The 12235-nt window shown below is 72.9% G+C and carries 12 protein-coding genes and 1 pseudogene; 8 read left to right on the top strand and 5 right to left on the bottom strand.

Annotation, left to right across the window (positions count from 1 at the left end):
* Positions 1-34: 34 nt before the first annotated feature.
* Positions 35-418: pseudogene (locus tag ACWCRJ_RS00535) on the bottom strand (LysR substrate-binding domain-containing protein); the annotation flags it as partial.
* 351 nt (positions 419-769) lie between these two features.
* On the opposite strand from ACWCRJ_RS00535, the gene ACWCRJ_RS00540 reads away from it, so the two are divergent.
* Entirely contained in the window at positions 770-2257 is a 1488-nt protein-coding gene (locus ACWCRJ_RS00540) for an MFS transporter (protein ID WP_450937183.1), read from the top strand.
* Between the two features lie 141 nt (positions 2258-2398).
* Here the strand turns inward: ACWCRJ_RS00540 and ACWCRJ_RS00545 are convergent, their stop codons facing one another.
* A complete protein-coding gene (locus tag ACWCRJ_RS00545) occupies positions 2399-4225 on the bottom strand; it encodes a lysyl oxidase family protein (protein ID WP_450937184.1) in 1827 nt (608 codons plus the stop codon).
* Between the two features lie 429 nt (positions 4226-4654).
* Here ACWCRJ_RS00545 and ACWCRJ_RS00550 point away from each other — a divergent pair, with 429 nt between their 5' ends.
* On the top strand, positions 4655-5683 hold the full coding sequence (locus ACWCRJ_RS00550; protein WP_450937185.1) for an SCO2400 family protein: 1029 nt from the start codon (positions 4655-4657) through the stop codon (positions 5681-5683).
* Between the two features lie 36 nt (positions 5684-5719).
* Here the strand turns inward: ACWCRJ_RS00550 and ACWCRJ_RS00555 are convergent, their stop codons facing one another.
* Positions 5720-6196, bottom strand: a complete 477-nt coding sequence (locus tag ACWCRJ_RS00555) for a MarR family winged helix-turn-helix transcriptional regulator (protein ID WP_450937186.1) — start codon at positions 6194-6196, stop codon at positions 5720-5722.
* 154 nt (positions 6197-6350) lie between these two features.
* Between ACWCRJ_RS00555 and ACWCRJ_RS00560 the strand changes: the two genes are divergently transcribed.
* From ACWCRJ_RS00560 to ACWCRJ_RS00570, 3 genes are all read left to right on the top strand, one after another.
* Positions 6351-7652, top strand: coding sequence for a cytochrome P450 (locus tag ACWCRJ_RS00560; RefSeq protein WP_450937187.1), 1302 nt, complete (start codon positions 6351-6353; stop codon positions 7650-7652).
* Positions 7653-7695: 43 nt separating this feature from the next.
* Positions 7696-7896 carry a ferredoxin gene (locus ACWCRJ_RS00565; RefSeq protein ID WP_450937188.1) on the top strand — a complete coding sequence of 67 codons (201 nt, stop codon included), beginning with the start codon at positions 7696-7698 and terminating at the stop codon, positions 7894-7896.
* Positions 7897-7963: 67 nt separating this feature from the next.
* Positions 7964-8488: a hypothetical protein gene (locus tag ACWCRJ_RS00570; protein ID WP_450937189.1), complete on the top strand. Its 525-nt coding sequence runs from the start codon at positions 7964-7966 to the stop codon at positions 8486-8488.
* Between the two features lie 95 nt (positions 8489-8583).
* Here the strand turns inward: ACWCRJ_RS00570 and ACWCRJ_RS00575 are convergent, their stop codons facing one another.
* Entirely contained in the window at positions 8584-9183 is a 600-nt protein-coding gene (locus ACWCRJ_RS00575) for a hypothetical protein (RefSeq protein ID WP_450937190.1), read from the bottom strand.
* Positions 9184-9338: 155 nt separating this feature from the next.
* Between ACWCRJ_RS00575 and ACWCRJ_RS00580 the strand changes: the two genes are divergently transcribed.
* Complete coding sequence (locus ACWCRJ_RS00580; RefSeq protein ID WP_450937191.1) at positions 9339-9527, top strand: hypothetical protein; 189 nt, start codon at positions 9339-9341, stop codon at positions 9525-9527.
* 124 nt (positions 9528-9651) lie between these two features.
* Positions 9652-9846, top strand: a complete 195-nt coding sequence (locus tag ACWCRJ_RS00585) for a hypothetical protein (RefSeq protein WP_450937192.1) — start codon at positions 9652-9654, stop codon at positions 9844-9846.
* Positions 9847-9865: 19 nt separating this feature from the next.
* Here the strand turns inward: ACWCRJ_RS00585 and ACWCRJ_RS00590 are convergent, their stop codons facing one another.
* The gene (locus tag ACWCRJ_RS00590) at positions 9866-10330 is read right to left on the bottom strand and encodes a MarR family transcriptional regulator (RefSeq protein WP_450937193.1); all 465 of its coding nucleotides are present in this window, start codon (positions 10328-10330) and stop codon (positions 9866-9868) included.
* 335 nt (positions 10331-10665) lie between these two features.
* Between ACWCRJ_RS00590 and ACWCRJ_RS00595 the strand changes: the two genes are divergently transcribed.
* Complete coding sequence (locus ACWCRJ_RS00595) at positions 10666-12228, top strand: HEAT repeat domain-containing protein (protein WP_450937194.1); 1563 nt, start codon at positions 10666-10668, stop codon at positions 12226-12228.
* Positions 12229-12235: the final 7 nt, after the last annotated feature.

Genomic DNA, 12235 nt, shown 5'->3' on the forward strand with positions numbered 1-12235 from the left:
TCAGCCTCCCGGCCCCGGCGCCGGGAGGCTGCCCTCAGGCGCCCAACCGCCGTACCAGTTCCCGGGCGAACGCCTCCGTCGCCGGTGCCGTCCAGCGTCTGCGGTGCCGGGCCAGCCGTACGGGGACATCGGCGAAGACGGGCCCTCCCACCCTCGTCAGCCGCCCCTGCCCCAGATACTCCTCCACGGTCGTCAGCGGCAGCAGCGTCAGCCCCAGGCCGGCGGCGGCGCAGGACCGTGCCGCGTCCGCGCTGCCGAACCGGGTGAGCCGGGGCCCGGACTCGGCCCCGGACCCGGGCACGGCGAGCAGCCGCCGCTCCAGCGCGTCGCTGTACGCACAGCCCTGTTCCAGCAGGAAGAAGCTCTCCTTCGCCAGCCGCGCCCAGGTAGCCGGGCGGGTGCGCGCCGCGAGCGGATGGTGGGCGCCACGGTCACCATCCGCCAGGGCGAGGACATGGGCCGCCCCAGCGACCTGCGCGTCGACGTGTCCCCCGAGGACCCCCGCACGCGGGTCACGGGCCGCGCGGTCCCGATCGGCTGACCCCTTCCCGGCAGCTCGGCCGCCTCTTCCCCGGCCGGCCGAGCGCCGCCGCTCGGCCGGCCGGGCTCCCCGCCGCGGCCGCACGAGCTACCCGCGGGCCACCGACGCCACATTTAACTTGCGTAAGTCAATCAATCGACCTATGGTTGAGTAAGTCAAGCAAGGAGAGTGTCCTCGACGACCTCTTCCCTCCCTCCCCCGCCCCTCGCTCCTCACGGAGGCTCCACCATGTCCCACACCCCTGCCCGACCCGCCGACGCGGGGGCCGGCCTCCCGCCGCGGCCGAACGCCGTGGTGGCGGTGCTGGCGCTGGCCGGGATCGTCGTCGCGCTGATGCAGACGCTGGTCATCCCGATCGTGCCGGAGCTGCCGAAGCTGCTGGACGCGCCCGCGTCGGACACCGCGTGGGCGGTGACGGCGACCCTGCTCGCGGCGGCCGTGGCGACGCCCGTCGTCGGACGGCTCGGCGACATGTTCGGCAAGCGGCGGATGCTGCTGCTCAGCATCGTCCTGCTGGTGTCCGGCTCCATGGTCTGCGCGCTGGCCGACTCGCTCGTCCCGATGATCATCGGCCGGGGTCTGCAGGGGCTGGCGGCCGCCGTCATCCCGCTCGGCATCAGCGTCATGCGGGACGTCCTGCCCGCCGAGCGCCTCGCCGGGTCGACCGCGCTGATGAGCGCCTCGCTGGGCGTCGGCGGCGCGCTCGGTCTGCCCGCCGCCGCGTTCATCGCGGACAACTGGGACTGGCACCTGCTCTTCTGGACCTCCGCCGCGCTGGGCGCCCTGTCCTTCCTGCTGGTCCTGCTGGTCGTACCGGAGTCGACGGTGCGCACCGGCGGCCGTTTCGACCTGGTCGGCTCGCTCGGGCTGTCCGCCGGACTGGTCTCGCTGCTGCTGGCCGTCTCCAAGGGCGGCGACTGGGGCTGGACGAGCGGCACGACGCTGGGACTGTTCGCCGCCGCGGTCGTCGTCCTCGCCTCGTGGGGCTTCTACGAGCTGAAGGCCAGGCAGCCGCTGGTCGATCTGCGGACCACCGCCCGGCCGCAGGTGCTGTTCACCAACCTGGCCTCGGTCGCGCTCGGCTTCTCGATGTTCGCCATGTCGCTGGTCCTGCCGCAGCTCCTCCAGCTGCCCGAGCAGACCGGCTACGGCCTCGGCAGGTCCATGATGACCGTCGGTCTGGTGCTGGCCCCGCAGGGTCTGGTGATGATGGCCATGTCCGCCGTGTCCGCCGGGCTCACCAAGGCCAAGGGGCCGAAGGTGACGCTGATGGCCGGCGCGCTGATCGTCGCCGCCGGGTACGGGCTGAACATCGTCCTGATGAGCGAGGTCTGGCACCTCGTCCTGGTGTCCTGCGTCATCGGCGGCGGTATCGGCTTCACCTACGGCGCGATGCCCGCGCTGATCATGGGTGCCGTGCCGGAGTCCGAGACGGCCGCCGCCAACAGCCTCAACACGCTGATGCGCTCGCTGGGCACCTCGTTCGCCAGCGCCCTCGCCGGCGTCATCCTCGCCCAGATGACCACCGACTTCGGCGGCTACGCCCTGCCCTCGGAGAACGGCTTCAAGGTCGTCATGGCCATCGGCGCCGGCGCCGCCCTCCTCGCCTTCGTCCTCGCGTCCTTCATCCCGAAGCGCCGCCCGGCCGTCCTCGCCCCGGCCGGCGAGGGCCCCGCCGAGGAGCGGACGGACATCGCCGGAGCGGCCAAGGCGTGACGCCCCGCGCTGCCCCCTCATGACGACGACCCCCAGGCCCGAGAGCCTGGGGGTCGTCGCCGCTCTTGAGGCGGAGCCCGAGTCGCCACGACGGGTGCGTCACGGCCTTCGCGTCAGGCAGCGTGCGTCAGGACACGTGCGTCACGGCGCGGTGATCAGGTCGTGCGGCGGGACCTTCACCGTGCGGGCGCCCGGGGTACCACCCAGGACCACCTTGCGCAGGGCGACGTTGTTCTTGTGGTTGGTCTCCTGGAGACGGTTCTCCGGGTTGGCGATGACCTGGATGTAGTACGTGCCGTTCGGCAGGTCGGTGATCTCGAAGGACTGGCCGGGACGGTACTGGGTGTACGTGTCGCCGGAGCCGACGTCGAGGACCTCACGCACGGAGATGGCGTCCTGCGAACCGCACGCGGTGGACAGGTCGGTGTTGTCCGGGTCCCAGTTGGCGTTCTTCACCGTGTAGTCGATGGCGTCGGTGTTGGCCAGGCAGAACGCCTCCTTGCCCGAGCGCACCTCCTTGGTCTTGTCCGCGCTGAGCAGGCGGTAGCTGGCGAAGTCCGTGAAGTGCCAGTGCTCGTGGCCCTCGCGCGGGTCCCACTCCATGGTGCCGGTGGGGGTGTAGCCGATCTGCTTGCCCTTGGCGTCGTAGAAGTACTGGTACGCGTCCATCAGGTCGGCGCCGGGCTTGCGGAAGCCGTCGACGACGAGGGGCGCGGGGCCTGCGTTCCAGACGTTGGCGCTGAAGGCGAGGTAGTCCTTGCCGGCCACGTCGCCGTCCTCGCCGTCGGTGATGGCGATGTCCCAGGCGGGCAGCGACCGCAGGTCCGGCTTGGGGACGCTCTTCGCGACGCCCGCCTTGCCGGTGGGCCGCTTGGCGTTGGCCTTCAGCGCGGGCGCGATGCGGGAGCCGTCGGTGTGGCCGGCGCCGTCGCCCAGGTGCTTGGCGATGCCCCGGTCGACGAGGGCGAAGGGAAGCTCCGGCGGGGTCGGGGCGTCGGCGCCGCGGGGCCCGTAGTGGTGATTGCCCTGGGCCGGCTGTCCGGCCGGGGCCGACTGCGCGGAGTGGCCGGCGCCGTGGCCGCCGTGACCGCCGTGGTGGGCGGAGGACGAGGACGTCGAGGGGGCCAGACCCTCGCCGCCGCCCTCCTCACCCTTGTCCTCCCGCACCGTCACCTTGATGGTCGGCCGGGTGTCGGGAATGCCGAACAGGTCGCGGTACTTCTTCGCCACGCCCACCTTGGCCGTGTACTCGCCCGCCGGCAGCTGCACCATGTCCCCGCCGTAGTACGAGGTGGTGGTGTTGGCGGCCCAGCCCTTCTCGACGCCCCACACCGAGCCCAGCGTCCACGGGTTGGTGGAGCAGCTCTGCGGATAGTGGTTGGTCGACGGGGCATCCGGACGGATCCGGCCCGACGCGTTGTTCGGGCAGAAGTTCTGCTTCTTCTTCAGGACCTCCTTCCCGGACGCGTCCTTGACCGAGACCTCCAGGAAGCCGGTCAGCCCGGAGAAGTCGCTGACGGTCCCCTTGGGCAGGGTCTTCGTCTTCACGGTCTTGCCGTTGCGAAGGATCTGCTGGGCGACGATCGGGTCCTTGTACGACTTCCGCGTCACCCGGAACTCCAGGGGGGCGTTGTCGATCGTGAGGTACGTGCCCAGCTGCAGCTGGACGCCCTCGTCCCACTCGTAGCGGGTGAGGGTCACGGACTTCGACGCGGCGATCAGTTTGAGCTGCGGCTTGCCGGGCGTGGCGGCGGGTGCCGCGCCGGCGCCGGGGGCGGCACCGGCCACGGCGGCCACCACGGTGAGGGACGCCAGGGCGGCGAGGCCGGGGCGCTTCAGGCGGCTGCGGCGGTCCTGGCCGGTCTGCGCGGCCGCCGACTCCGGTGCCCCGTCGTTCCCCGGATCGTTCGGGCTGCTCGTCGGACTGGTCATCTGGCTGGTCATCGGTTCCTCGTCTGCGAGTGCCATGGTCGGTGGCATCGGACTGGACAACCCACGGACGACGGCCGGTCGCACGGGCGCACCCCAACACGCCTCGGCCGACCGGACTCGAACCCTCCGCCCTGTGAGCAATGTGTGAGACCGGTAAATGACGGGTGCGGGTTGCCTGTTGCGGCGGAATTCGACGAAACGAGCGGTGAGCACGTGTCACACACATGCCGGTACATCCCTGCGGGACGGGCCCCAAGTCCCCGGCGAATCCGCGCAGGAGCGTCACACAGCCTGCACACAGCTCTGAGAATGGCTCGTTAGCGTTGCTGACCGCTCGATCCGCTCGATCCCACGTGCGAACGTGACGTGGCCGAGCCGCGGCCCGGCGGGTCGACGGCGTGTCAACACAGGAAGACCTCGATGGACTACTGCTCCTCATGTCGCCGACATCTCAACGGTGCCCTCGTGTGCCCCGGGTGCGGCGCCTACGCGCCCGACATAGCCCCGGCCACGATCGACAGCCGTGTCGCCCCGCCCCGGCCCGCCGGGACGACGACCGGGTCGGTGATGCTCCCCGCCTGGGGTTACGGGGCGGGGGAGGGCGGCCGGTACGACGGTCCGGTGGAGGGATTCCCGGCGGACACGCCCGTGTCCGGCACCGGGGGCGCCCACCTCGACGCCGACGTGGCCGCGGACATGCACACGGACATGCACACGGACATGCACACGGACATGGACGTGGACATGGACGTGGACGTGGACGTGGACACGGAGGGTGTTCCGGTGACGCCGCACGGGCGGGCCGCTCGGCGGCGCCAGCTGGCGCGGTGGAAGAAGAACCAGCGCCGGGCCGTGGTCGCGACGGCGGTCGCGCTGGTCGGCGGCGGTCTGACCGTGCTGGGGATGGACCGGCAGTCCACCGACCGCACCCAGGCGGCCACGGCACCGGATGCCGAGAACCTGGGCTCCGTCGAGGAACAGGGCTCACAGCGCGGCCGTACGCCGGCGACGGAGACCGACGACGCCCGGCGCACCGCGGACGCACCCACCCCGTGGACTCCGTCCGGCGACAGCCCGCGCGACCGTTCCGCCGCGAACAGGTCCGGCTCCCGCGCCGGGCACCCCAACGCGCCGCACACGGCGTCGGCCACGCCGACCGCCGAGCGGGCGCGGACCGGCTCCTCGGGCAAGGGCGGGACGGCCGCCGGCACGAGCACCGACACCGGCAGCCCGACGGACGGGACGACGACACCCCCGGCCACCGGTGATTCCGGCAACTCCGGCGACTCCGGCTCCTCGTCGGACACCGGCACGGGTACGGGCTCGGGCTCGGACACCGGTACCGGGGCGGACTCGGGAAGCGGCAACGGCAGCGACAACAGCTCGGGCACGGGCAACGGCGCCGGCACCGGCGCGTCCGACGGTTCGAGCTCCGACACGGCGACGACGTCACCCTCGGGGCTGTGCCTGCTCGGGTTGGTGTGCGTGAGCTGACGTACGACGGTCGGCGCGGTCGGTGGTCGGCGACCTTCAGTGCTCGTCGGCCATCGGGCGTGGCCAGGAACGCCCGCTGACGCGTTCGATGTCGGTGTTGAACCGCTCCAGGTCGGCGACGAAGCGCCGGAGGCGTTCGGCGGGCCAGTCGGCGACGACGCCGGTGAGGCCGGAGACGAACTCCTCGCGCTGGGCCGCCAGACGCGCCGACCCCTTGTCCGTGACACGGAACTTGCGGGCAACTCCCCCGTCGGGGTCGAGAGTCCGCTCGACCAGGCCCTCCCGCAGGAGCGCCGAGGTCTGCCGGGTGAACGTGGACGCGTTGAACCCGAACGCCTCCACGAAGTCCGGGATGGACATGGGCCCTTGAGCCTCAAGTCTGGTGAGCAGCACATAGGCGCTGCGGTCCAGGGCACCGCCGTCGCGGACGCCGCGGGGCGTCGACGTCTCACGGTTCCTCGTCAGGATCAGCAGCTCCCGCTCGATGCGCTCCCCCGCCTCTCGGGCATCCACCGGTCTCCTCCTGACTCTCCGGCCTCCGTCGGCCCCTCACCCTACGTCGAGATTGCGCCATGCACGGATAGTGCATGATGCACCATTGATGCACGATGCACTACCTGTGTAGCGTGCATTGCCATCTCCCCTTCCCCCACCAGGAGATGCCGACATGAGCCAGACCGAGACGAGCGGCGACACTACGGACGGCACTGCGACGGACGGCGACCCGACGGACGGCAGTGCGACGGACGGCGAGGTGGTCCGGCTGCCGATGACCGGTGGCGGCCCCCTGGACCCGCCCGCCGCCTGGGAGCGGCTGCGTGCGCGCTGCCCGGTGGCCACGGTCGAGCTGCCGAGCGGCGACCGGGCGAAGTTCGTGAGCCGCTACGACGACGTCCGCACCCTCCTCGCCGACCCCCGCTTCGCCCGCCCGCGCGCCGGGGACGCCGCCGCGCGCCTGTCCGCCGACGGCTCCGGCGGCGTCGCGGCCGACGCGTCACCGGAGTACGCGCTGGCGATCCCGGAGACCGGCGAGCCGCACCTGCGCTGGCGGCGCCAGGTGGGCCGGTACTTCACCGCGAAACGCATGGCGGCCCTGCGCCCGGGCATGACGCGGATCGCCGATGCCCTGCTCGACGACATGATCGAGCGTGGGCAGCCCGCCGACCTCAAGGCGGCCCTCGGCTTCCCGCTCCCGGTGTACGTCATCTGCGACCTGCTCGGCGCGCCGGCCGAGGACCGGGACCGCTTCTCGCACTGGTCGGACGCGTTCCTGAACGTCAGCCGTTTCTCGAAGGAGGAGACGGGGACGGCGTTCACGCAGTTCGCGCGGTACATGGCCGACCTCGTCGCGGCGAAGCGGGCCGAGCCGGGCGAGGACCTGCTGAGCATGCTGATCGTCGAGAGCGCCGCGCTGCCGGAGGCCGAACGGCTCACCGACGCCGAACTCCTCGCCACCGGCATGGGCTTGCTGGTGGCCGGCCACGAGACCACCGCCAACATGATCGGCAAGATGGCCGCGCTGCTGCTGGCCGACCGGGGCCGATGGGAGCAGTTGCTGGCCGACCCCACGCTCGTCCGTACGGCGGTGGAGGAGGTGCTGCGCTTCGACGCCAACCTCAGTGCCTTCGGGATGCGGCGCTATCTGAGCGAGGACGTGGACCTCGGCGGGGAGCTGCTGCCCGGCGGCACCACGGTGTTCTGCGGGATGTCCTCCGCCAACCGGGACGACCGGGTGTTCGCCGCCCCGGCCGAGATGGACCTGACCCGCACTCCCAACCCGCACCTCACCTTCGGCGCCGGGCCCCACTCCTGCCTCGGCCAGGCCCTCGCCCGCACCGAGCTGCAGGTCGTCCTCGAAGTCCTCCTCCGCAGACTGCCCACCCTCGAACTGGCCGTCCCCGCCGACGAGTTGCGCAAGGTCGAGGGCCTCCTCGTCGGAGGCCTGCGCGACGTACCGGTGCTCTGGTGATCCCCGCCGAGCGCCCCCGCCGACCGGGCAGGAGGGACTCCCCGTGAAGGTCCACGTCGACGAGACGACCTGCTGCGGCGCCGGTAGTTGCGTCCTGATCGCCCCCGAGGTCTTCGACCAACGCGACGAGGACGGCGTCGTCGTCCTCCTCACCCCGGCCCCCGCCCCACCGCACCACCCGGCGGTCCGCGAGGCGGCGGCCGTCTGCCCGGCGGCGGCGATCACCCTCGACGAGGAGGCGTAGCCCACCGGGCAGGGCCCGAGCCCGCGGGTCAGCCGGCGGCGGTGACGGTCCGTTCCTGCGGTGCGTCGTGCGCGCCGCTCGCGCGGGCGGGCGGCGGCGGGTCGTGCTCGGCGGCCACTCCTGGGGTGCGACCACCGCGATGGCGTACGCGGCCTGGGACTTCGGCGGGCGGCCCGGCTACCGGGATCTCGCCGGGCTCGCGGTCCTCGACGGGGGCGTGCGCGGGGCGTTCGAGGGGAGCGGGACGCCCGTGCACGACTCGCCGGAGCAGGTGCGCGAACGGCTCGCGGCGATCGCCGGCGGGCAGGTCTTCGACAGGGCGCTCAGCGCGGTCGGCCTCGGCGACCGGGCGGAGAGCACCCAGATCTGGTACCAGCTCGCCGGGTGGTACGCCCGGCACGACCCCGAGGGGCGGTCCGTCCTCCAGGACCGGGTGCCCGAGGCGCTGCGGGTGCCGTTCCCGGTGACGAACGCCGCGCTGCTCGGCACCTTCGTCGACGCCGGCTTCGGCTGGCCGAACGACATCAGCGTCCACTCGGGACACCTCGCCGCCGAGGCCGATGACGGGCGGACGGTCACCGGCGGTCGATGACAGGCCTTCGGTGACCGGCCGCGGGGCCGTGCGCGAGGCGTCCGGCGTGCACGGCCCCGTTCGTGCCCCCTGGCCCCCGCCCGGTGTCGACCGTGTCAGGAGAACACGATCGGGCAGCCGCGTCGCAGCGCGTGCTGGGCGGCGCGCAGGTACAGCGCCACGTAGAAGGCCGCGTCGAGGTCGTCGGCCCACGGGCCGGGCCGCCGCGCGGCCGACTTCTCGGCCGACCCGTCGCGGAACCACGTGGTCAGATCGAGGTTGTCGCACATCTCCGGTGTCTCGGGCGGCAGTTGGACGACCGCGGCCAGACGCTCCGCGAGCGCCAGCACCTGCGGAGCCCCGGCGACCGTGGTCTCATCGGCGTAGCTGGACTCGACGCCGTCCAGCCGGATGTCCTCCTCCAGCGACATCGGCACCAGCACCGTCCATCCGCAGAGGGTCTCCGTCTCCTCACGGGTGAGGTGCGCCTCGGCCAGCCGGAGGAAGCCCTCCATCGGGGGGACGAGTTTCTCCTCGAAGGCGAGCCCCGAGCCCCGGACGAAGCCGGTCTCCTCGGGCATCGACTCGAAGGCCGGCAGCCCCCGGCGCCGAAGCTCGTCGTTCAGCGCGGAAGCGACCCGCCCCCAGCCGTCCTCGGGCTCCTCCCCCGTCTCGAACCACTCCTGCCTGCCGACGCTCACCATGTACATCCCCATGCCCGAAACGTACTGCGGCCCACTGACACCGGGGGTGTAGCGGGCTACACCCCCGGTCCGGGGGCGCACTCCCTCGTGGCGCGGCCCGCCGGACGGGATCGTGGAAGCACGAGGTCAGAGGGACCTCGCCGACTCTCTCCCCGAAGGGAAACCCCATGAAGGCCCTGCTCGGCTCGAAGCCCGTCCTGTGGTTCCTGTTCCTGTTCAACCTCGCCGTCGCCGCCGTCGCCCCCTTCGTCGTCGACGGCGCACAGGGCCTGGCCACGGCCGTCGGGATGGGCGTCGTCTCGCTCGGCGCGGGCGTCAGCCTCGTGCGCGACCGGGGGCAGCGGCAGCGCGCCTGAGCGGCGGGCCGGATCGCCGGCGGAACCTGCCCGCACGTACTCGCGTCTCCCCTGTCGCACAACCGACCGAGGAGTACCGAGGAGTTCGGGATCGCCGACGCCACGGCACCCGCCGAAGAGAGTGATGACCACCGTGCTCGTACTCGTCCTGTCCCTCCTGGTCCTGCTCGCCGTCGGCGGCGGCATCTGCGTCTACTGGACGGCGCGGGGCGACGCTCCGCTCTGGGCGCGCGGTGTGGCGGGGGCGACCGACGTGCTGAGCGAACTGGTGCTCAAGACGAACAAGACCTCCTCCGGCCGGAACGACGACGGCGACTAGCTCGCGCGGCGCCGGCCGTTCAGGCGACCGGTCCGCCCGCGTTGCGGATCAGCCGCTGGAGCACCTTGACCGTGGTGACGTAGTCCGCGTCGTCGATGCCCTCGTGGAGGGCGGCGCGGATCGCGGGTGCGTTGCGCGCGAGGTCGACACGGGCCTGTTCGCCCTCCGCCGTGAGCCACAGCCGGTCATCGGCGTCCCGGGTGAGCCGGCCCCGCTCCAGGAGTATCTCGGACTCAGCCGCCAGATCGTCCTCGGGCCGGATGTAGGAGGCCATGGCCGCCCGTAGCTCGGGCAGGGTCATGCCGTCGCCGTCGGGCGAGATGTCGTTCGGCGAGAGGTTGCGCAGCAGCCAGAACTGCGGCTGGGTGTAGCCCTTCGCGGCCTGCTGGGCCCGGGTGTACGCGATGAGGGACTCGTAGGCGACGCCGGTCCAGTACGCGGCGGGCTGTCCGGCGAGTTCGGCGTCGGAGATCTGCTGGGTCATGGGGTTCCCTCCGGACACGTGCGTCGGGGTGGTGCGGAGCCCGCGCCGTGTGCGGGGCATGCGGGAACCGTAGGACCTCAAGCGCGGTTGACGTCAACGGCCTGATCTTCGGCCGTGGCGGCCGGTACCGCACAACTCCCGAACCCTCTGAACCGTCGTTCTCGTCGACGCCTCCCCCGCAGCGGAGGGCGGCGCGGGGGACTCGGAGGGAACGCGTGGGGGTTGTCAGGGGTGGCGGGGCCGACAGTGCGGCTCATCAAATCGGCTTCTTCCTCAGAGAGTTGGCGGCCGAGGAACCCGGGCGGAGGGCCGCCGCCGTAAAAGGGCTCGGGCGGGTGGGACGGTGGGCCGCCGCCTACGGGGAGGTGGTCGCCGGGGTGGGGGAGGCCGTCGTACGGGCCGCTCAGGACCCCGCGGCCGTGGTGCGGGCCGCGGCGGCGCATGCGCTCGGACGGCTGGGGCCGGTCGGGGGTGACGGCGCGGGCGCGGTGGTCGTCGCGCTGATGGGGGACGCGGATCCGGCCGTACGGCGACGGGCCTCGCTCGCCGCCGAGCGGCTGGGGCTGACCGGGCCCGACATCGTGGCGGCGTTGCGGCGGCTGTCGGACGACACCGACCGGCATCTGCGGATCAACGCGCTGCTGGGCCTGCGCGCCCGGGGCGAGACCGCCGAACCGGAGGTGCTCGTACGGCTGTTGGGCGACACCGAGCCGCTCGTACGGGGTCATGCGCAGTGTGCGCTCTACGCCTCGCGGGACGAGGGACCCGTCCTGGAACAGCTCCTGCACGCCGCCCGCCACGGCCGCGGACTCTCCCGCGCACGAGCGCTGGAGATGCTGCCCGCCCGGCACCGGCGCAAGCTGCGTGACTCGCTCCTCGACGGCCTGCGCGACGAGTGCCCCGAGGTACGGCGGGTGGTCGCGGGGATCCTCGCCGACGACCCACGGCACGGCCCGGCCGACGCGCTGCTGTCGGCCCTGCGGCTGTCCGGACCGGTCGACGCCCTCCATTACGCCCTGCGGCGGACCGGCACGGCCGAGTCGCTCCTGCCGGCCCTGCGCCCCTCCGACACGGCCGACGCGTTCCTGTCGGCGCTGGAGACCGAGACCGACGCCGACGTCGCCGCCCGGCTGCTGAGCGCGCTCGGCGATCGGGGGGACGTCCGTGCCGTGCCCGCCGCCGTGCGGTGGCTCGACCACCCGGGATCGGGCCCCGACGCCGTACGGGCGCTGGCCGCCATCGGTACGCCGACGGCGGTCCGGTGGATCGCGGCGGTGGCCGTCTCCGGTCCCGGGCCCGACCTGGGCCCCGGTCTCGGCCACCCCCACGTCCGGGCGACCGCCGCCACCGCCCTGGGCGAGCTCGCGGAACCCGGGGCCACCGAGACGTTGCTGCCGCTCCTGCGCGACCCGGACCAACGGGTGCGGGCCGGGGCGCTCGACGGTCTGGAGCGGCTGAGCCGGCACGAACTGCCGCCCCCGCAGCGGCAGGCGGTGGCCGAGGCCCTGCTCGGTCACCTGACGACGGACGAACCGAACCTCCGGCACACCCGCAACGCGCTCACCGAGTACCCCGAGACCCTCCCCGCCGTACGCCGCCTGATCGGCCACGCGTCCGAGGAGGTCAGGGCGACCGTCCTGACCCTCCTGGAAGAGGACGACGACGCAGACGTCGCCCTCTTCCTGTCCCACCTCGACGACCCGTCCGCATCCGTCCGCCGCGAGGCCCTGTACGGGATCGGCCGTTACGTCGACGGGTACGGGGAACTGCCCGCCGCACCCCCCGGCGTCGACCTGCTCGCCACCCTCACCGCGCTCTCCCGGCCACCCGCCTCCCGCAGCGTCCGATACGCGGCGGGGCAGGTCCTCGACGCGCTGGACAAGAGCGGGAGCCCCTGACGGGTGG

It is taken from the genome of Streptomyces sp. NPDC002324 (assembly GCF_053593335.1).

Excerpts from the sequence above, each read along its gene's own strand:
- ACWCRJ_RS00575 (WP_450937190.1), bottom strand. The coding sequence starts at position 9,183 with ATGGGGATGTACATGGTGAGCGTCGGCAGGCAGGAGTGGTTCGAGACG.
- ACWCRJ_RS00580 (WP_450937191.1), top strand. The coding sequence starts at position 9,339 with ATGAAGGCCCTGCTCGGCTCGAAGCCCGTCCTGTGGTTCCTGTTCCTG.
- ACWCRJ_RS00540 (WP_450937183.1), top strand. The coding sequence starts at position 770 with ATGTCCCACACCCCTGCCCGACCCGCCGACGCGGGGGCCGGCCTCCCG.
- ACWCRJ_RS00590 (WP_450937193.1), bottom strand. The coding sequence starts at position 10,330 with ATGACCCAGCAGATCTCCGACGCCGAACTCGCCGGACAGCCCGCCGCG.
- ACWCRJ_RS00545 (WP_450937184.1), bottom strand. The coding sequence starts at position 4,225 with ATGGCACTCGCAGACGAGGAACCGATGACCAGCCAGATGACCAGTCCG.
- ACWCRJ_RS00585 (WP_450937192.1), top strand. The coding sequence starts at position 9,652 with ATGACCACCGTGCTCGTACTCGTCCTGTCCCTCCTGGTCCTGCTCGCC.
- ACWCRJ_RS00560 (WP_450937187.1), top strand. The coding sequence starts at position 6,351 with ATGAGCCAGACCGAGACGAGCGGCGACACTACGGACGGCACTGCGACG.